The organism is Actinophytocola sp. (genome assembly GCF_035762905.1).
Lineage (GTDB): Bacteria > Actinomycetota > Actinomycetes > Mycobacteriales > Pseudonocardiaceae > DASYTH01.
Window position 1 is genome coordinate 36,098 of the sequence record NZ_DASUCC010000040.1, and the last position, 19,514, is coordinate 55,611.

At 70.1% G+C, this 19,514-nt stretch carries 15 protein-coding genes; 9 read left to right on the forward strand and 6 right to left on the reverse strand.

Annotated features, from left to right (window positions below; all coding sequences use genetic code 11):
- Window positions 1–4: 4 nt before the first annotated feature.
- The gene (locus VFV67_RS07345) at window positions 5–1,243 is read right to left on the reverse strand and encodes an ROK family transcriptional regulator (RefSeq protein ID WP_326468236.1); all 1,239 of its coding nucleotides are present in this window, start codon (window positions 1,241–1,243) and stop codon (window positions 5–7) included.
- Between the two features lie 176 nt (window positions 1,244–1,419).
- Here VFV67_RS07345 and VFV67_RS07350 point away from each other — a divergent pair, with 176 nt between their 5' ends.
- The 7 genes from VFV67_RS07350 (at window position 1,420) to VFV67_RS07380 (ending at window position 9,072) form a co-directional block, all read left to right on the forward strand.
- A complete protein-coding gene (locus tag VFV67_RS07350) occupies window positions 1,420–3,081 on the forward strand; it encodes an ABC transporter substrate-binding protein (protein ID WP_326468237.1) in 1,662 nt (553 codons plus the stop codon).
- Window positions 3,078–4,106, forward strand: a complete 1,029-nt coding sequence (locus VFV67_RS07355; RefSeq protein WP_326468239.1) for an ABC transporter ATP-binding protein — start codon at window positions 3,078–3,080, stop codon at window positions 4,104–4,106. The genes VFV67_RS07350 and VFV67_RS07355 overlap by 4 nt, the downstream gene beginning before the upstream one ends.
- Window positions 4,103–5,083, forward strand: coding sequence for an ABC transporter permease (locus VFV67_RS07360; protein ID WP_326468240.1), 981 nt, complete (start codon window positions 4,103–4,105; stop codon window positions 5,081–5,083). Before VFV67_RS07355 ends, VFV67_RS07360 begins: the two co-directional genes overlap by 4 nt.
- 3 nt (window positions 5,084–5,086) lie before the next feature.
- Window positions 5,087–6,040: an ABC transporter permease gene (locus VFV67_RS07365; RefSeq protein ID WP_326468241.1), complete on the forward strand. Its 954-nt coding sequence runs from the start codon at window positions 5,087–5,089 to the stop codon at window positions 6,038–6,040.
- The gene (locus VFV67_RS07370) at window positions 6,037–7,056 is read left to right on the forward strand and encodes an ABC transporter ATP-binding protein (protein WP_326468242.1); all 1,020 of its coding nucleotides are present in this window, start codon (window positions 6,037–6,039) and stop codon (window positions 7,054–7,056) included. Before VFV67_RS07365 ends, VFV67_RS07370 begins: the two co-directional genes overlap by 4 nt.
- Window positions 7,057–7,078: 22 nt before the next feature.
- Entirely contained in the window at window positions 7,079–8,494 is a 1,416-nt protein-coding gene (locus VFV67_RS07375) for a GH1 family beta-glucosidase (RefSeq protein WP_326468284.1), read from the forward strand.
- Window positions 8,495–8,556: 62 nt separating this feature from the next.
- Entirely contained in the window at window positions 8,557–9,072 is a 516-nt protein-coding gene (locus VFV67_RS07380; protein WP_326468244.1) for a general stress protein, read from the forward strand.
- A 21-nt stretch (window positions 9,073–9,093) separates the two neighbouring features.
- On the opposite strand, the gene VFV67_RS07385 is transcribed toward VFV67_RS07380, so the two are convergent.
- Together VFV67_RS07385 and VFV67_RS07390 are read right to left on the reverse strand one after the other, a co-directional pair.
- Entirely contained in the window at window positions 9,094–10,410 is a 1,317-nt protein-coding gene (locus tag VFV67_RS07385) for a hypothetical protein (protein ID WP_326468246.1), read from the reverse strand.
- Between the two features lie 465 nt (window positions 10,411–10,875).
- Window positions 10,876–11,169, reverse strand: a complete 294-nt coding sequence (locus VFV67_RS07390; protein WP_326468247.1) for a hypothetical protein — start codon at window positions 11,167–11,169, stop codon at window positions 10,876–10,878.
- A 337-nt stretch (window positions 11,170–11,506) separates the two neighbouring features.
- Here VFV67_RS07390 and VFV67_RS07395 point away from each other — a divergent pair, with 337 nt between their 5' ends.
- Window positions 11,507–14,422 carry an ATP-binding protein gene (locus VFV67_RS07395; RefSeq protein ID WP_326468249.1) on the forward strand — a complete coding sequence of 972 codons (2,916 nt, stop codon included), beginning with the start codon at window positions 11,507–11,509 and terminating at the stop codon, window positions 14,420–14,422.
- A 4-nt stretch (window positions 14,423–14,426) separates the two neighbouring features.
- Here VFV67_RS07395 and VFV67_RS07400 read toward each other — a convergent pair whose 3' ends face one another.
- From VFV67_RS07400 to VFV67_RS07410, 3 genes are read right to left on the reverse strand one after another with little or no spacing between them, the layout of a single operon-like run.
- Complete coding sequence (locus VFV67_RS07400) at window positions 14,427–16,508, reverse strand: 3-hydroxyacyl-CoA dehydrogenase NAD-binding domain-containing protein (protein ID WP_326468251.1); 2,082 nt, start codon at window positions 16,506–16,508, stop codon at window positions 14,427–14,429.
- A 9-nt stretch (window positions 16,509–16,517) separates the two neighbouring features.
- Window positions 16,518–17,354 carry an acyl-CoA thioesterase II gene (locus VFV67_RS07405; RefSeq protein ID WP_326468252.1) on the reverse strand — a complete coding sequence of 279 codons (837 nt, stop codon included), beginning with the start codon at window positions 17,352–17,354 and terminating at the stop codon, window positions 16,518–16,520.
- A gap of 22 nt (window positions 17,355–17,376) precedes the next feature.
- Complete coding sequence (locus VFV67_RS07410) at window positions 17,377–18,168, reverse strand: SDR family oxidoreductase (RefSeq protein ID WP_326468254.1); 792 nt, start codon at window positions 18,166–18,168, stop codon at window positions 17,377–17,379.
- Between the two features lie 53 nt (window positions 18,169–18,221).
- On the opposite strand from VFV67_RS07410, the gene VFV67_RS07415 reads away from it, so the two are divergent.
- Window positions 18,222–19,487, forward strand: a complete 1,266-nt coding sequence (locus VFV67_RS07415; protein WP_326468255.1) for a serine hydrolase domain-containing protein — start codon at window positions 18,222–18,224, stop codon at window positions 19,485–19,487.
- The last annotated feature ends 27 nt before the right edge of the window (window positions 19,488–19,514 follow it).

Consider the following 19,514-nt stretch of genomic DNA (forward strand, 5'->3'; position numbering starts at 1 on the left):
CTGATCAGGATAGCGGTGCGCCGCGCCGGACCGTCCGGTCGCGGGGGTCGGCGCCCGCGGTGAGCAGGGCGGCGACCGGGAGGGTGGCGGCGCCGACGGCGACCGCGTCCGGGCCGAGGGTGCCCAGCTCGATGGAGGTCTGCTCGTAGGCGTAGCGCAGGGCGTGCACCGCGGTGGCGGTGCGGATGTCGGGCAGCAGCCGGGTGCCGAGGGCGAGGCCGGCCCAGCCGCCGAGCACGATCCGCTCGGGGTTGAACAGGTTGATCAGGTTGGCGATCCCGGCGCCGAGGTAGCCGACGGTCTCGGTGAGGATGCGTGCGGCGGTGCGCGAGCGGTCCGCGGCGGCGATCAGGAAGTCCAGCTGGGACTGCTCGTCCGGCCGGGGGATGGCCCGGCCGCCGCGCGCCCTGCGGTACCGGTCCAGGATTCCCTCGGCGCCGACGTAGGCCTCCAGGCAGCCGCGGGATCCGCACCGGCACGGCCGGTCGCCGTAGACCAGCGTGGTGTGCCCCCACTCGCCGGCACTGCTGGTGACTCCCCGGTAGGTGCTTCCGTCGGTGACCACGGTGGCGCCGACGCCGGAGCCGATCAGCGCGATCACCGCATGCCGCGCCCCGCGCCCGGCGCCGAACCACATCTCCGCCTGGCCGAGGGTCTTCGCGCCGTTCTCCACGAACAGCGGCAGCTCCAGCCCGGCCGAGGAGAGCAGCTCGACCAGCGGCACGCCGTCCCAGCCGACCGTCTGCGCGTGCACCCGGACCGTGTCGCCCTGCTCGACGGTGCCGGGCACGGCCAGGCCGACCCCGAGCACGTCGTCGTCGGCGATGTCGGACCGGGCCAGGATCTCCCGCACCCCCGCGGTGATCTCGGCGGACACCACCACCGGGTCCGGGTGGGTGTCGGCCAGCGGGCGGTCCACCGTGGCCAGCCGGACCATGGCCAGGTCGAACAGCTCTATGGTCACCCCGGTCTCCCCCACGTCCACCCCGATCACCCGGCTGTACCCGGGATCGACGCGCAGCAGCACCCGCGGCCGGCCGCCGTCGGACTCGACGAAGCCGGCCTCGGTGATCAACCGCTCGTCCACCATCTCGCCGGTGACGTTGCTGACCGTCGCGGCGGACAGCCCCGTTCGCTCGCCCAGCTCGAACCGGCTCAGCGGGCCGTCGAAGAACAGCGTGGACAGCAGCGTCGACCGGTTGTGGCGCCGCAGGTCGCGGACGGTGGCGCGCTTGGACTGCATGGCGGAGATTCAACCAGGTCGGCCCTGGATCGTCGCCCCTTGCCACACGACTTAGTTTTCGTCTTAAACTAAGACTTGGTTTCGTTATCGAGACGTTATTGACGTGACCTGGCTCACCCCGGTTGACTCGGCTCCGGCCAGACCTCTCTCCTCTCCCTGTCTCCGAGGAGGAATCGATGCGGATTCGCCGTCTCGCCGCGCTCGCCGCCGCGGCCACCCTGGGTGTCACGATCCTCGCCGCGTGCGGCAGCGGAAGTGACGACCCGCAGCAAGCCGCCACCGACGTGCTGAACATCGGCATGCCGAACGGTCCGCAGACCGAGAACCACAACCCGTTCCTCGGCTCGTCGGCCGGCGCCTCGCTCGGCTACCGCCGGGTGATCTACGAGCCGCTGGTGATGACCAACGCGGTCAAGCCGGACCAGCCCGGAAAGCCGTGGCTGGCCACCAAGTGGGAGTGGTCGGCCGACTGGAAGTCGGTCACCCTGACCATCCGGGACAACGTGAAGTGGTCCGACGGCAAGCCGATGACCGCCGCCGACGTGGCCTACACCTTCGACCTGTTGAAGCGGACGCCCGCGATCAACGTCGACGCGATCCCGTTCGACGCCGTGTCGCAGAACGGCAACCAGGTCACCGTCAGCTTCACCAAGCCGCAGTACGTCAACCAGGTCAAGATCCTGTCCAGCACCGTGGTGCCGCAGCATCTCTGGTCACAGATCGCCGACCCGGCCAAGGATCCGATCAAGCAGCCGGTCGGCACCGGCCCCTACACGCTGAAGTCGTTCACCCCGCAGACCACCACGCTGGTCCGCCGGGACGAGTACTGGCAGGACCTGCCGAAGGTCCGGGAGCTGCGGTACACCTCCTACACCGACAACAACGCGCAGACCACCGCGCTGGCCAACGGGTCGGCCGAGTGGAGCTTCGTGTTCATCCCGAACTACAAGGCCGTCTACGTGGACAAGGACCCGGCCAACCACAAGATCTGGTTCCCCGCGGTGCTCGGTGTGCACGGCCTGTTCCTCAACACCGAACGCGCGCCGTTCGACAACCCGGCGCTGCGCCGGGCGATGGCCATGGTGATCAACCGGGACGACATCTTCGTGCAGGGCGAGGCCGGGTACTTCTACCCCAAGGTGGACAACATCACCGGCATCCCCACGCCGGCCGGGGAGAAGTTCATCGCCCCCGAGTACAAGGGCAAGACGGTCACGGTGGACGTCGAGGGCGCCAAGCGCGAGCTGACCGCCGCCGGGTTCAAGCTCGACGGCAACAAGCTGACCGACCCGACCGGCAAACCGGTCACCATCACCCTGTCCAACCCGGCCGGCTGGTCGGACTACATCACCGACCTTGAGATCATCAAGGAGAACCTGGCCACCATCGGCATCGAGGCCAAGGTGGACAAGGCGAACCAGGACGTGTGGACCGAGAACATCGACACCGGCCAGTTCGAGGGCGCCATGCACTGGACCAACAACGGCGCCACCCCGTACGACATCTACCAGTCCGTCATGGACGGTGCCCTGTACAAGCCGGTCGGAACGTCCGGCGTGAACGGGAACTGGGGCCGCTACCGCAATGCCGAGGCGACGGCGGCGCTCGAGCAGTACGCCAACGCGACCGACGACGCGGCCCGAACCGTCGCGATGAACCGGCTGCAGAAGATCATGATCGAGCAGATGCCGATGATCCCGACCTCCGCGGCCAACGGCGGCGGCGTGTACAGCACGAAGAACTGGGTCGGGTGGCCGGACGACGCGAACCCGTACGCCCCTGCCCAGCCGACCCTGATCAACGCGGTGGACATCATCCTGCAGTTGCGGCCGGCATGACGGTGACGGAAGCCCCCGCCGCGTCCGGCACCACCGACGTGGTGCTGGACGCGGCGGGTCTCACCAAGCACTTCCGGGTGCGCCGCCGGGTCAGCGAGCTGGTCGCCCGGCGGCACCGCCATGTGCACGCCGTCGACGACGTGGACCTGGAGCTGTGCCGCGGCCGGGTCACCGCGATGGTGGGCGAGTCCGGCTCGGGAAAGTCCACGGTCGCGCGCCTGCTCGCCCAGCTCCAGCACAGCACCTCCGGCGTGATCCGGCTGCACGGCCGCCCGGTGTCGGTCCGCGGCGGCCGGCGGTTCCGGGCCTACTGCCGGAAGGTGCAGCTGGTCTTCCAGGATCCGTTCTCCTCGCTCAACCCCGCGCACACCGTGGGCTACCACCTGATCCGGGCGCTGCGCATCCACCGGTCCGCGGCGACGCCGGGCGACCTGCTGACCCAGGTGCAGCTCACCCCGCCCGAGCGGTACCTGGACAAGTTCCCGCACGAGCTGTCCGGCGGGCAGCGGCAGCGGGTGGCCATCGCCCGGGCACTGGCCGCCCGGCCGGAGGTGCTGCTGGCCGACGAACCGGTCTCCATGCTGGACGTGTCGATCCGGCTCGGTGTGCTGAACCTGTTGCAGGACCTGCGAAACCGGCTGAACCTGGCCATCCTCTACATCACCCACGACATCGCCTCCGCCCGCTACTTCGCCGACGAGATGCTGGTGATGTATGCCGGCCGGGTGGTCGAGGGCGGCGACAGCGAGACCGTCACCCAGCACGCGGCGCACCCGTACACCCGGCTGTTGATCGACTCCGCGCCGGACCCGGACCGGATCGCCGGCCACACCACCGGTCCCGCCGAGGAAGCGGTCGGCGAGCCGCCCAGCCTGATCGACCCGCCGGCCGGGTGCCGGTTCCACCCGCGCTGCCCGCACGTGCTCGCGATCTGCCGGACCGACGTCCCGCCCCGGTTCGATCTCCCGGACCAGGCCGGCCACTGGGCCGCCTGCTGGCTGTACGGGGAGGCGGACCGCTCGTGAGTTTTGTCCTGCGCCGCCTAGGTTTCTACCTGTTCACCGCGTGGGCCGCGATAACCCTGAACTTCCTCATCCCCCGGCTGATGCCGGGCGACCCGGTGCAGTCGCTGATCAGCCGGGCGCAGGGGCAACTGGACACCGACGCCATCCAGTCGCTGTACATCCTGTTCGGCCTGGACAAGGAACAGAGCCTACTTGAGCAGTACACCGGCTACTGGGGCCAGCTGCTGCGCGGCGATCTCGGGCTGTCCTTCACGTTCTTCCCCACCCCGGTGTCCGAGGTGATCTCGGACAGCCTGCCGTGGACGCTCGCTCTGGTCGGCTTCACCACCGTGACGGCCTTCCTGCTGGGCACCGGACTCGGCGTACTTGCCGGGTGGCGGCGCGGCTCCTGGACCGACGCGCTGCTGCCGGTCACCACGTTCCTCTCCTCGATCCCGTACTTCTGGCTCGGCCTGATCGCCATCGCGCTGCTGGCCGGCCCGGGCGGACCGTTCCCGGCCTCCGGCGGGTTCGACCCGGGTGTGATTCCGTCCTGGGACTGGGCGTTCATCGGCAGCGCGGTCCAGCACACCCTGCTGCCCGCGCTGACCATCCTGATCACCTCGATGAGCGGCTGGGTGCTCTCGATGCGGAACATGATGATCACCGTGAACGCCGAGGACTACATCACCGTTGCGCACGCCAAGGGGCTGCCCGAGCGCCGGGTGATGGTCGGCTACGCCGCGCGCAACGCCCTGCTGCCCAACGTGTCCGGCTTCGCGCTGCAGCTCGGCCTCATCGTCGGCGGCACGCTGCTGGTTGAGATCGTGTTCTCCTACCCCGGGGTCGGGTACCAGCTGTTCCAGGCGGTCGGCGCCAAGGACTACCCGCTGCTGCAGGGCATCTTCCTGATCCTCACGCTGTCCGTGCTGGTCGCGAACCTGTTCGCCGACCTCGTGTACATGCTGCTCGATCCCCGAACCCGCAGGGAGGGCTAACCGATGGCCCTGCCCACCGCGGACATCGCCGCGATCGCACCCGAGCCGCCCAGCGCCGTGGTCCCGCCGGTGCGGCGCCGCCGGTTGCGGTTCATCGCCAACCGGAAGGCCGGGATCGGCCTGGTGATCCTCGGGTGCTTCGGCCTGCTGGCGGCGATCGGGCCGATGATCGCGCCCTACGACCCGTCGGCCCGCGGCCCCGACCTGGTTGCCCCGCCGTCGGCCGCGCACTGGCTGGGCACCACCCACCTCGGACAGGACATCCTGAGCCAGATGCTGGTCGGTGCCCGCAGCGTGCTGTTCGTCGGGCTGGTCGCCGGCCTGGTCGCCACCGTGCTCGCCGTGGTCATCGGCGTCACGTCGGGCTATCTGCCGGGCGTGGCCGGTGAGCTGCTTTCCGTGCTGTCCAACGTGGTCCTGGTCATCCCGGTGCTGCTGCTGGTGATCATGATCGCCACGATCATCGAAGACGCCGACGACCTGACCATCGCACTCGTGCTCGGCGCAACCACCTGGCCATGGAGCGCCCGGGTGCTGCGTGCGCAGACGATGTCCCTGCGCCGCCGGGACTTCACCGAGGCGGCCCGCGCGGTCGGCGAGCCGACCTGGCGGATCATCGGTTTCGAGCTGTTGCCGAACCTGACCGCCGTGATCGCGGCCCGGTTCGTCGACACAGTGATCTTCGCGGTGCTGTCCGAGATCGCCCTCGCGTTCATCGGGATCTCCGGTGTCTCCGAATGGAACTGGGGCACGATCCTGTTCTGGGCGCAGAGCCAGCAGGCGCTCGCCCAGGGCGCCTGGTGGTGGTTCGTGCCGGCCGGTCTTGCCATCGCCCTGCTCGGCACCGGCCTGGCACTGTTGAACTTCGGGATCGACGAGTTCGTCAACCCGCGGCTGCGCAACGTGTCCACCGGCAAGGTTGGGCTCACCCCGGTCATTCCGGAGGTGAAGGCGTGATCGGCGCGCCGGTGCTGGAGATCAGCGACCTGACCGTGGACTACGGGCTCGGCGAGCAGGCGGTCCGGGCCGTCCGGTCGGTCGACCTCACCCTGCACCGCGGCGAGGTGTTGGGCCTGGCCGGGGAAAGCGGCAGCGGAAAGTCCACGCTGGCCTACGCAATGCTGCGGCTGCTCCCGCCGCCCGGGGTGATCCGGTCCGGCACGGTGACCTACCACCCGGGCGCCGGAGCGCCGGTGGACGTGCTCACCCTGTCCCCCGCGGCACTGCGCCGGCTGCGCTGGGCCGAGGTGTCGATCGTGTTCCAGGGCGCGATGAACTCGCTCAACCCGGTGCACACGGTGGCCATGCAGCTGTGCGACGTGCTGGCCGCGCACCGGCCAGGGACCACCGGGGCGGGGCGCAGGCGGCGGGCCCGGGAGCTGCTGGATCTGGTGGGGATCAGCGCCGACCGGCTGGACGCCTACCCGCACCAGCTCTCCGGCGGGATGCGGCAACGGGTGATGATCGCCATGGCGCTGGCCCTCGAACCGCGGGTCGTGGTGCTGGACGAGCCGACCACGGCGCTGGATGTGGTGGTACAGCGGCAGATTCTCGCCCAGTTGCGCGCACTGCGGGCGGACGTCGGGTTCTCCGTGCTGTTCATCACGCACGATCTGTCGCTGCTGGTGGAGTTCGCCGACCGGATCGCGATCATGTACGGCGGGCGGATCGTGGAGACGGCCCCGGCCGCCGACCTGTACCGCGACTCGCTGCACCCGTACAGCACCGGGCTGCTGAGCTCGTTCCCCGCGCTGCGCGGCCCGCGCCGCGAGCGGGTCGGGATTCCCGGCTCGCCGCCGGACCTGCGCAACATGCCGACCGGGTGCACGTTCCATCCACGCTGCCCGCGCGCGTTCGACCCGTGCGCGGTGTCGGTTCCGGAGCTGGCCGTGCCGGCCGACGACGCCGGGCCCGGCCGGACCGTCGCCTGTTGGCTGCACGCCGAACGCGTGCGGAGGGGTGCCCTGTCGTAGGGTCGACACGGAGGAGGATGGGATCTTGGACACGACTGCTGCACTGGTGGGTGCCGAGGCCGAGCGCGAGCTGATCGCGAGCCTGCCGGCGTCCTTCCGGTGGGGGGTGGCCACGTCGGCATACCAGATCGAGGGCGCCGTCGACGAGGACGGCCGCGGACCGTCCATCTGGGACACCTACTGCCGGGTGCCGGGCGCGATCGACGGCGGCGACATCGGAGACGTGGCCTGCGACCACTACCACCGGATGCCCGAGGACGTCGCGCTGATGCGCGAGCTGGACATCGACACCTACCGGTTCTCGGTGGCCTGGCCGCGGGTGCAGCCGGGCGGCAAGGGCCCGGTGAACCCGGCCGGGATGGCGTTCTACGACCGGCTGGTGGACGAGCTGCTCGGCGCCGGCATCGACCCGTGGCTCACGCTCTACCACTGGGATCTGCCGCAGGAACTGGAGGACGCGGGCGGCTGGCCGGTGCGGGACACCGCCTACCGGTTCGCCGACTACGCGATGCTGGTGTTCGACCGGCTTGGCGACCGGGTGCGCTGCTGGACCACGTTGAACGAGCCATGGTGCTCAGCCATGCTCGGCTACCACATCGGCCGGCAGGCTCCCGGCCGGCAGGACTTCTCGGCCGCGATCCACGCGGCACACCACCTGCTGCTCGGCCATGGCCTCGGCACCCGCCGGATCCGCGAGGCGGCGAGCCGGCCGGTCGAGCTGGGCATCACGCTGAACACCGGCCACGTGCTCCCGGCGACCGACAGCGAGGCCGACCGGGACGCGGCCCGCCGGGCCGACGGCCTCGGCGTGCGCATCTGGCTGGACCCGTTGACCCGCGGCCGCTACCCGGCCGACGTGCTCGACGACCTGGCCGCGCGCGGGGTGCACATTCCGGTCCAGGACGGCGATCTGGACATCATCGCCACCCCGTTCGACGTGCTCGGCGTGAACTACTACTTCGCCTCCTACGTGTCCGGTGTGGACAGTGCGGGCAACCGGTTCGACGCGGCCGGTCTCCCGGTGGAACGATCGGTCACCACCGGGCGCCCGGTGACCGCGATGAACTGGGAGATCGTGCCCGAGGGGTTCACCGACCTGCTGGTCCGGCTCAGCCGCGACTACCCCGGGATTCCGCTGGTGGTCACCGAGAACGGCGCCGCCTTCGAGGACGTACCGGACGAGAACGGCTCGATCGACGACGAGCAGCGGATCGCCTACCTGTCCGCACACATCGCCGCGGTGGCCAAGGCCCGGCAGGACGGTGCCGACATCCGCGGCTACTTCGTCTGGACCCTCATGGACAACTTCGAGTGGGCCTACGGCTTCGCCAAGCGGTTCGGCCTGATCCGGGTCGACTACGAGACGCAGGAGCGGACCCCGAAGTCCAGCGCGCTGTGGTTCCGGAACCTGATCCGCGGAGTCCGCGGGGACGCGTAGAGGATTCGACCGGGTCCGGGGTGGGTACTTGTCGAACGGACATCGTCTGGAGGTACCGCACCATGACTACACCGACGACCACGAGGACCAAGTTCGCCTCCCCGGGCCTGGCCGGTCTGCCGACGCCGCCGAGCGGCTGGCCGGTCGGTTCCTACGCCACCTACGCCGGAGCGCAGCGTGCGGTGGACTACCTGGCCGACAACGACTTTCCGGTGCGGCACGTGACCATCGTCGGCGTCGACCCGATGGTGGTGGAACGCGTGACCGCCCGCCTGACCTGGGCCCGGGTCCTCGCCGGCGGCGCCGCGTCGGGCGCCTGGCTCGGCCTCTGGGTCGGCCTCCTGCTCGCGCTGTTCAGCACCGGCGACTTCTTCACGCCGCTGCTGATCGGCCTCGTCACCGGCGCCCTGTTCGGCATGGCCTTCGCCGCCGCCGGTTACGCCTCCCTCCGCGGCCAGCGCGACTTCACCTCAACCACCCAGATCGTCGCCACCCGCTACGACGTGCTCTCCGAACCCCCGCACGCCGAACAAGCCAAGGCCCTCCTCGCCCAGTTGGAAGCCGGCTCACCGTCCTAGCGCCGTCCCCACCAGGGGCGCTCAGGGTGTGGCCGTGACGTCCGGCCAGTTGGTGATCACGTTGTAGACGTTGACCCATGATTCGGAGCCCGGGTCGTACATGCTGTTGTGCACGTCCCACATGCTCACCACGTTGTTTTCCCGGTCCCGACCGGCATCGAGAACTACTACGCCTGGGATGTCGGCCGGGCTCGCGCCGTGGAACCACCCGCCCTGGAAAAGCCCGACCGGGTCGTTCGGCGCGACCGTCGCATAACGGACGGTGCCATAGTCGTTGCTGAGGTTGGCCGGATCGGGAATTCCGATGCCGGGAACCGCGAGATAGTAGGCGGCATCGGCGTTCAGACCGGCCCGATCGGCGAACCCGAGGGCGGCGCCGGCGTAGCTGTGCGCGATCACCGAGACCCGGGTGTCCGCTCCGACCATGGGGCGCAGCTCGGTGTTGACGAACTGGCGCACATCCGCGCCGAGCTGCTCGGCCGACGTGAGCATGAGACCGTCCAGATGAAGCGGCCGCAGGGAGCCGGGGTCACGCACAGGTGGGAAGCTGCCGTCCATCCAGACGACCGAGGTGATCCCGCCCGCCGCGTCGCCGCGGTCGACGAAGGTGCGGGCCATCTCCTCCTGGTAGGGGTACGTGTTCATGCTGTTGTCGGCGCCGGGCATGAACACCGCGACGTTGCGGGTGTCGGCGTTGAGCTCGCCGACGGCGGTCACGATCCGGCCGTCGCCGGCGGGATCGAACCGCAGGATCTTGGCGTCGCCGGCGAGCAGGTGGTCGTACACCTGGATCCGCTGCTCGGAATCAGCGATGGCCCGGGCGCGGTCCGCCTCAGATCCCTGGTGGTGCAGCGACATCCCCTGGCGCAGCTCGTCCAGCACCTGCCGTTCCTGATCGCGCGCGTCGGCGACCTTCTGCCGGTTCGCCTCGTTCAGCATGGCCGGGGTGGGCCGACCGGCCGAGCCATCCCCGGCACTCCCGTCGCCGCCGGCTTGGATCCGGTCGGCGCCCTGGGCGACCTGCTGGTCGGCCTTGGCCTTGTCCCAGTCGCGGACGGTGGCGGCTGTGCCCCGCATCTCGCTGATGATCCGGTCGAGCTCGGCGCGCGACGCGGCCAACGCCCGGGCGTTGTCCTCCACCGTGCGAGCATGCGCGGCGCCGGCCTGTGCGGACGCATCGACGTTGGCGAAGGCACTGGCCGGAACCTGGCGGGCCACCAGCGCCTGCCGGGTGTCGTCGAGGACCTTGGCCTGGTTGGGCAGTTCCCGAACGGCGCCGTGCAGTTCCTCCTGCACGACCTGAAAGCCCCCGGCGCCGGACGTCATGTAATCGACCACGCCTTCGACGCTATGCCGCCCCCCGCCAGCGGCCTGACGGCATTTCTGCCGGGATCACACGGAACGATGTGCGACCTACACCGACACCGCGCCGGCAGCGGGTCCGCCTGGTGCACATTGCACTCCGTGATAATCATGTGCGTTGGTCCGGATGCCGACCGGGCGCACGTCGTGGTAGTCGTGCGCGTCTTCGCGGTTGTAGGACGCGTATAAGAGGTCACCATCGGACGAGCTTGCAGGTGACACAGACAGTGCGAGGACGGCGACCAACGCCACCGCGTGTGCGGGCGTCCGGGCGGTCCGTCCCGGTGACGTAGCTTGTTTCACCCGGGGCACTCTACTGTGAACAATGGACAAATGCCAACGTTGTAGTTCCGATCATGCTGCCGGGTCGCGGAGCAGCGATAACGCCGTAATGTCCTGTATTTGGCAACATATCGTGGAATCGAAAAACTGCGTTCCGTATCAGGACCCGCGCCGCGTCACGTGCACGTGAACCCCGCCGTGGATCACCCCGGCCTGAACGGTGGTCCCCAGTTCCGCCCCGGCCACCGAATTGTGCACCGCTGCGCCGTCCCCGGCCGCCGAACCCGGCATCGCGTCGGCTCCGTCCATCGCCGCTCCACCCGGTGCCACCCCGCTCAAGCCGGGCGGCACGGTGAACACCACCACCACCACGACGGTGCGCAGTCCGAGAAGTAAGACACGGTGCTCCGAGCCCGCGCCTACCGGTCCGTTCAGCCAGACCGCCTCTCCCATCACCGACCACCTCCCCACAGGTCTCCAGTCGGGTACCTACGACCAGCATGGGGGTGCGACCTGACGGCGACCGTTCCGCGCGCAGGACTGTTCCCGGTCAGCGGACCGGTCAATTCATCACGAAATTTGACAACAATTGGGCAGCCCGACGGACCGTGCCAACCCAAGATCAGCAAAGTGCTCCGGACTTTCAATCACCTTGCAAGAGACGGTCATTACTCCGAACGAACTACGCAAGGTAACAAGGAGATTTCGGAAAGTCACAAGTCGTGAAACGATCAGGTCACGGTGCCAGACACTCGAGGGGTTGTGTGCAGGTCGGCCAGGGGAGATGGTGGTGGACACTGCTTTTGGCATTCTCGGACGAACCGCTTTACGTGTCGACGGCATCGTCGACGAGGGCTGGGGCGCGCCGCAGTTGCGCGCATTCCTGGGCGCATTGTTGATCCACCCGAACCGCCGGGTTTCGGTTGCGACACTGAAGGAATGGATATGGCCGGACGAGGAGACGGCGCCGCGCCATCCCATGGCGACACTGCAGAGCTACGCCACCCGCATCCGACGGTGTCTTCCCAACGCGGAAGCGCACTCCGTCCTGGCCGCAGACGACGGCGCGTACCGGCTCGAGGTCGACCGGGCAGAGATCGATCTCTACCGGTTCCGTGATCGGATGGCCGATGTCCGTGCCGTGCTGCAGGACGGCCGGTCCCGGGATGCTGTTGTCCTTGCCGTGCAGGCGATCGACCTGTGGCGCGGCCGCCCGCTGGACGACCTTTCCGGACCACGAGCCGAGACCCGGCGCATCCGGCTGCTGCACGACGAGTACCTGCCGGCCAACACGCTTCAGCTCGAGGTACAGCTGACCTTGAACGAGTACGGCGAGGTGCTCGGCCGGCTCAACGACCTGCAGGAGGAGTACCCGCACGCCATCAGCCTCGCGGAGCTGCGGATGACCGCACTCCATGGACTTTCCCGCACCGCCGAGTCCGACGCCTACTACTTCGAATTCCGCCGCTGGCTACTCGACAACGGCGACGAGCCGGCAGCCGACCACCTGCGCCGCCATCAGGAGAACCTGCGCAACCGGGCGGGCAAACCCGACCCGCTCAGCCTGCCCGAACCGGCGGCGCCGCCCCGCCAGCTCCCGCACGACGTCGACCACTTCGTCGGCCGCGCCGGCCTGCTCCAGGAGCTGGATCTCAGGACGACGACCAAAACCGCCGAGGAATCCACCGGTTGCGTGGTGGTCCTGGACGGGATCCCCGGGGTCGGCAAGACCGCCCTCGCGGTGCACTGGGCCCACCTCGCTCAGCACCGGTTCCCGGACGGCCAGCTCTTCATCAACCTCAACGGTTTCTCCGACGATGCTCCGGTCCCACCGTCCACAGTGGTCGATGAGTTCCTGAGCGCACTCGGCCACCCACCCGACCGCAGCGTGGACCCGCGGTCCCGCAGGCTCGCGCTGAGCCGGCTGCTGACCGGACGCCGCCGAATGTTGGTGGTCCTGGACAATGCCCGTGGTACCGAACAGGTGAAGGATCTGATCCCGCTGCTGACCAGCTGCGTGGTCATCGTGACCAGCCGGCAGCGGCTGACCAACCTGAGCATCGGCACCGCGACCCGCCGGGTCCGGGTGGAACCCATGCCGGACGCCGAGGCCGCCGCACTGCTGACCGCCCCACTCAAGGACCGGCACATCGGTCCGGAGGACCAGGACCACCTGGTGCGCCTGTGCGGCGGCCTACCAGTGGCGATCACGATCCTGGCCGACCAGATCGCCGCACTGGGAGTCCAGCAGATTCCCGGGTTCGCCCGGCACCTGGACCGCCGCGCGCTGCTCCAGGACATCGGCGACCACGGCGACGGATCGGCCACCGTCCACACCGTGTTCTCCCTGTCCTATCAACGCTTGGCGCCGCCCGAACGACGGCTGTTCCGCCTGCTCGGTCTGCACCCCGGCTCCGAGATCGGCATCGACGTCGCGCGCGCGTGCGATGGCCGAACGCCCATGGAGACCAAGCAGAGCTTTGGCACGCTGGTCGGCGCGCACCTGCTGGAACGGCCCGTGATCCTCGACCGCTCCCGGTTCCACGATCTCCTCCGGGAGTACGCGGCCAGCTGCGCCGAGCGCGACGAGCCGGCCGAGCAGCGCTCGGCCGCGGAGCGGCGGATGCTGACCTTCTATCTGCACTCCGCCGAGCACGCCAACCGGATGCTCTATCCACACCGGTTGACCCTCGACGGACTTCCGGCCGAGCCCGGTGTCGAGCCGCTCGGGTTCACCAGTGCCGCACAGGCAGCCTCCTGGTTCGACCGGGAGCGCTTCAACCTCATCGCCGCGATCCAGTTCGCCGCCGGCCACTACCACGACTACGCCTGGCGGCTGGCCGACACCGTGGTGATCTACTTCGACCGGCACGGCTTCTACCAGGACAGCCGAACGGTTCTCGAGCTGGCGGTAGCGGCGGCCAGAGCCGCCGGGCATCGCGAGGGTGAGATGTCCTCGCTCGAGGGCCTCAGCAAGGTGTGCATGATTCTCGGCGACCACGCCGAAGCGCAGCGCTGTCTGGAGACCAGCCTGCGCCATGCGCAGGCCGACGGGAACGAGCGGGCGCAGGCCACCACGCTGTACCACTTGGGCCGGCTCCAGATGCAACGCGGAAACCCGGCCGGCGCGGTGGATCTCTACGAGCGCTGTCTGGAGATCGCCAGACAGATAGGTGACGAGGCGGGTCTGGCCTGGTCGCACTGCCAGATCGGTGCGGCACTGCGCACCTTGCAGCGGCACGGCGACGCGCTGTTCAATCTGCACCAGGCCAAATGGTTCGCCGAGCGCATCGGCGACCAGTCGGCCCAGGCCAGCACCTTCGCCGTATTCGGCGCGGTCCACCGTGACCAAGGTGAGCTGCATAGCGCCATGGCCTATGCCCAGCAGGCGTTGCTCATCGCCGAGGCGATCCCGGATCTGGAGATCACCGTGCAGGCGTGGGTGACGCTGGCCGAGATCGCCAGCGAACGGACCCAACCGGACGCCGTCGACTACGCGCGGCAGGCCGTGCAGGTCTGCCGCGACACGCAGAACGTGTCCGCCGAGGCCCATGCCGGCGACGTGCTCGGCGACGTGCACCTGGCGGCCGGTGAGGCGGCCGAGGCGGTCACGGCCTGGCAGCTCGCCGCGGATCTGTTCGACCGCATCGGAAACCCGGGCCGTGCGGCGCAGATCCAGGCAAAGATCGGGAAGGTGCTGCCGTAGGTGTTCAGCGCTGGCCGGTGAAGGTGCCGCCGGAGCCGGCCAGTTCGGTCAGCAGGGGAGCAGGGGTCCAGCCGTCGTCGCCGTGGAACCGGCGCAGCGAGTCCAGAACCGTGGGCAGGCCGATGTGGTCGGCGTACCACATGGGGCCGCCACGGTAGCGGGGGAAGCCGTAGCCGGACAGGTAGACCACGTCGATGTCGGAGGCGCGTTGGGCGATGCCCTCGGCCAGGATGTGGGCGCCGGCGTCGGTCAGGGCGAACACCAGCCGGTGGGCGATCTCCTCTGGATCGGGGGTGGTCGGCCGGACTTCGTTCTGCTGCCAGTATTTCTCCAGCAGCTCGGTCACGACCGGGCTGGCGACCGGGGTGCGGCCGGACGGGTAGTCGTACCAGCCGGCTCCGGTCTTCTGGCCGAACCGGCCCAACTCGCACAGGGCGTCGGCGATCTCGTCCCGGGGCAGTGCCGGATCCTCGGCGTAGCGGCGCTTGCGGATCGCCCAGCCGATGTCGTTGCCGGCCAGGTCACCCACCCGGAACGGGCCCATGGCGAAGCCGAAAGCCTCGATCGCATCGTCCACATCAGACGGCGTGGCGCCGGCCCGGAGCAGGGCCATGGCCGCGTCCCGGTAGCCGGCCAGCATCCGGTTGCCGATGAAGCCGTCGCACACCCCGGACACCACGCCGGTCTTGCCGATCCGCTGCCCCACCGCGAGCGCGGAGACCAGTACCTCGTCGGAGGTCCGGGCCCCGCGCACCACCTCGAGCAGGCGCATCACGTTGGCCGGGCTGAAGAAGTGCATTCCGACCACGTCCTGCGGTCGCCCGGTCCGCGCGGCGATCTCATCGATGTCCAATGTGGACGTGTTGGACGCCAGGATCGCACCCGGCCTGGCCACCTCGTCGAGCCGGCCGAACACCGCGTGCTTGACCGCCATGTCCTCGAAGACCGCCTCGATGATCAGGTCGGCTCCGCCGAGCGCGGCGTAGTCCAGGGCCGGGGTCAGCCGGCCCATCAGCTCCTCGAGCCGCTCCGGCGTCAGCTTCCCCCGGTCCACCTGGACCTGATAGTTCCGCCGGACCACACCGATCCCGCGGTCCAGCGCGGCTTGGTCGGCGTCCAGGATCGTGACCGGGATGCCCACGTTGAGGAAGTTCATCGCGATGCCGCCGCCCATCGTGCCGGCGCCGATCACCCCCACCGCATCGACCGGCCGGGCGGGTGTGCCGGCCGGCACGTCCGGGATCTTGCGCGCGGCCCGTTCGGCGAAGAAGGCGTACCGCATCGCGGCCGACTGCGCGCTGCCCACCAGCCGGAGGAACGTGTCGCGCTCGGCGGTCAACCCCTCGTCCACCGGCGCCGTGGTCGCGGTCGCCACCAGGTCGAGCGCGGCCTGCGGGGCCTCGAACCCGCGGGCCCGGGCGTGCAGCCGGTCGCGCACGGCGGCCAGCCCCTCGGCCGCGCCGGGCTCGACGTCCCGGTCCCGCACCCGGGGCAGCGGCCGCACGCCGGCGATCTCGGTGGCGAACCCGACCGCGGCGGCCACCACGTCGCCGGCCACCACCCGGTCGAGCAGCCGCTGCCCCGCAACGGCGCCGAGTTCCGCCGCGGTGCGCGGGTTTCCGCTGGTGATCATCTCGGCGGCCACCCGGACGGCCAGCACCCGGGGCAGCCGCTGGGTTCCCCCGGCCCCGGGCACCAGGCCCAGGTTCACCTCGGGCAGCCCGAGCTTGCTTCCCTCGCCGGCCACCCGATAGTGGGTGGCCAGCGCGAGCTCGAGCCCGCCGCCGAGACAGTTCCCGTCGATCGCGGCCACCACCGGCTTCGCGGCCTCCTCGAGCGCGGCGATGACCTGGCCCAGGTTCGGTTCCGCGCCGGCCTTGGCGGTGCCGAACTCGGTGATGTCCGCACCGGCGGAGAAGAAACCCGGCCGGCCGGTGAGCACGACCGCGTCGACGCCATCGTCGTCCAGCGCCCGCCGCAGGTCGCGCACGATGCCAGCACGGGTGGCGTGCCCGAGACCGTTGACCGGTGGGTTGTCCAGCCGGATGATCGCGATGCGCCCGTCGAGACGGTACTGAGTGGACATGACGGTAGGCTACTTTCGTTGGGGGATATCGGCAGGTGCGGTGCGGTCGATGCGGAACACGCCCTCCTGGGTGGTCACCGCCACCAACGCCCCGCGGGCGTCGAACAACCGGCCCTGGGTCAGCGCCCGGCCCAGCTCCGCCGACGGCGACGCCTGGTCGTAGAGCAGCCACTGGTCCACCCGGACCGGGCGCAGGAACCAGATCGCGTGGTCCAGCGAGGCGCCCTGGATGGCCCGGCGGGGATGGGGCAGCCGGGCCGCGCGCAGCATGGCCATGTCGCTGAGGTAGGCAAGCGCACAGGCGTGCTGGACCGGGTCGTCGGGCAGTGGCGGGACGTGCCGGATCCACAGCCGCTGCACCGCCGGCACCGGTGCGGCGTCCGCCGGGCGGGGCGCCAACCGCATCTCCCAGTCGTGCCAGTCCGGCAGCCGCCGCATCGTCCGGCCACTGACCAGGTCCAGCTCGGCGATCTCGTCCGGGGTCAGCTCCTGCGGCATGCCGATCTGATGCGAGAAACCCTCGTCGCCGCGGTGGAACGAGGCCGTCATCGTGAAGATCGGCCGATCGGCCTGGACCACGTTGACCTGCCGGACCCGGAAGCTGCCGCCGTCCCGGATCCGGATCACCTGGTGTTCGCTCGGTTCGTCCGGCCGGCCCGGCGCGAGGAAGTAGCCGTGCACGGAGTGCACCGGGTACTCGGCGGCCACCGTCCGCGCCGCCGCCATCAGGGCCTGGGCGACGACCTGGCCGCCGAACGTCCTCGGCAGCTCGCTGGGCACGGCGGCGAACCGGAACCGGTCCTGGCCGAGCTCGTCGCAGCTCAGAATCTCCTTGAAGGGGGCCATGATCACCCGAACCTGTGGTGGGTCACCGGGTGCCGCTGATGCCGCCGTCGACCGGTATCACGGTTCCGGTCAGGTAGGCGCCGGCCCGCGCGGCCAGGAAGATGGCCGTGCCGGCGATGTCCTCCGGAGTGCCCAGCCGGCCGAGCGGAACACCGCCGATCACGCCCGCCCGCAGGTCCGGATCGTCCAGCGCCCATGCGGTCATCTTGCTCGGGAACGGACCGGGGGCGATCGCGTTGACCGTGATGTGTTCGGGCGCGAGGGTGGCGGCCAGCTTCCGGGTCAGCATGTGCACGGCGGCCTTGCTGGCAACGTAGGAGTAGTTGTCCGACCAGGAGCGGACCAGGCCGTCGATCGAGCCGATGTTGATCACGCGGGCCGGGTCGTCGGGGCTGGCCGCCGCGCGCAGTGCCGGCAGCAGCCGTTGGGTCAGCGAGAACACCGCCTTCACGTTGAGGTTGAGCACCTTGTCGAAGGCCGAGTCGGGGAACTCGCCGAGCGGCGCGCCCCAGGCCGCACCGGCGTTGTTGACCAGCACGTCGAGCCGCGGCGTCAGCTCCGCCAGCCGGGCCGTCAGCCCGGCCAGACCGTCCTCAGTGGACAGATCGGCCGGGTGCGCGACGCAGCTGCCCAGCTCGGCCAGCTCGGCCTCGGCCTTGGCGCAGGCGTCGGGCTTGCGGGAGGAGATGACCACGGTCGCGCCCGCCTCGACGAAGCCGCGGGCGATCATCAGTCCGATCCCGCGCGTGCCGCCGGTCACCAGCACGGTCTTGCCGCGCACGCCGAACAACCCGTTTCCCGGTGCGATCGTCACGGGCATATGTGTAGTTGAATTCAATTCTAGTTTCAACGGTTGGGAGGCAACGGATGACGGCGCTGACGGTCACAGTGGATCCGGCCGAGCTCGGGTTCGACCCGGTACGGCTTGAGCGCATCGACCGGCTGCTCGCGCGCTATGTCGACGACGGACAGCTGCCCGGCTGGCTCATGCTCGTCGCCCGGCGCGGCCAGATCGTGCACCTGACCCGGTACGGACAGCGGGACCTGGCGGCGGGACTGCCGGTCGAGCTCGACACCCGGTGGCGGATCCACTCGATGACCAAGCCGATCACCTCGGTGGCCGCCATGACGCTCTACGAGGAGGGCGCGTTCCTGCTCACCGATCCGATCGCGCGCTGGCTGCCCGAGTTCGCCGACATGCGGGTCTACACCATGGGATCGGCGCTGCGCCCGACGACCGTGCCGGCCACCGAGCCGATCCGGGTGTGGCACCTGCTCACCCACACCGCGGGCCTGACCTACGGCTTCCTGCACACGCACCCGGTCGACGCGATGTACCGGGCCGCGGGGTTCGAATGGAGCGCGGGCACCGGCCTCACCCTCGCCGACTGCTGCGCGCGCTGGGCCGAGCTGCCGCTGCTGTTCCAGCCCGGCGCGGAGTGGAACTACTCGGTGGCCTCCGACGTTCTCGGCCGCCTGGTCGAGGTGCTGTCCGGCAAGCCGCTCGACCAGTTCCTCGCCGAACGCGTGCTGGCACCCCTCGGCATGACCGACACGTCGTTCTGGGTCGGCGCCGATGCCAAGGACAAGCTGGCCGCCCTCTACGTCGCCGACCCGGAGTCCGGGCGCGCCGTGCCCGACCCGCTGCTCGGCCGGGCGCCGGACCACCCGCCCACCTTCCTGTCCGGCGGCGGCGGCCTGGTCAGCACCGCGGCCGACTACCACCGGTTCACCCAGTTCCTGCTCCGCGGCGGTGAGCTCGACGGCACCCGGCTGCTCGGCACCCGCACCCTCGCCCTGATGACCCGCAACCACCTGCCCGGCGGTGTCGACCTGGAGACCTACGGCCGCCCGGTGCACGCCGAGATGCCGTTCCGCGGCGTCGGCTTCGGCCTCGGCTTCGCCGTGCTGCTCGACCCGGCCGCGGCCAGTACCCCGTCGGCGGCCGGCGAGTACGCCTGGGGCGGGGCGGCGAGCACCGCGTTCTGGGTGGATCCGGCCGAGGAGCTGACCGCCGTCTTCTTCACCCAGCTCCGCCCGTCGAGCACCTACCCGCTGCGCACCCAGTTGCGCCAGGTCGTCTACCAGGCGCTGGTCGACGTCCCGGTCGCCGCTCGGCTCAGGGAGCCGTGAAGGGCGACCGGGGCGTTGGTCCGGACC

Coding starts and splice junctions, on each gene's coding strand:
- VFV67_RS07345 (WP_326468236.1), bottom strand. CDS start 1,243: ATGCAGTCCAAGCGCGCCACCGTCCGCGACCTGCGGCGCCACAACCGG.
- VFV67_RS07350 (WP_326468237.1), top strand. CDS start 1,420: ATGCGGATTCGCCGTCTCGCCGCGCTCGCCGCCGCGGCCACCCTGGGT.
- VFV67_RS07355 (WP_326468239.1), top strand. CDS start 3,078: ATGACGGTGACGGAAGCCCCCGCCGCGTCCGGCACCACCGACGTGGTG.
- VFV67_RS07365 (WP_326468241.1), top strand. CDS start 5,087: ATGGCCCTGCCCACCGCGGACATCGCCGCGATCGCACCCGAGCCGCCC.
- VFV67_RS07380 (WP_326468244.1), top strand. CDS start 8,557: ATGACTACACCGACGACCACGAGGACCAAGTTCGCCTCCCCGGGCCTG.
- VFV67_RS07390 (WP_326468247.1), bottom strand. CDS start 11,169: ATGGGAGAGGCGGTCTGGCTGAACGGACCGGTAGGCGCGGGCTCGGAG.
- VFV67_RS07400 (WP_326468251.1), bottom strand. CDS start 16,508: ATGTCCACTCAGTACCGTCTCGACGGGCGCATCGCGATCATCCGGCTG.
- VFV67_RS07405 (WP_326468252.1), bottom strand. CDS start 17,354: ATGGCCCCCTTCAAGGAGATTCTGAGCTGCGACGAGCTCGGCCAGGAC.
- VFV67_RS07415 (WP_326468255.1), top strand. CDS start 18,222: ATGACGGCGCTGACGGTCACAGTGGATCCGGCCGAGCTCGGGTTCGAC.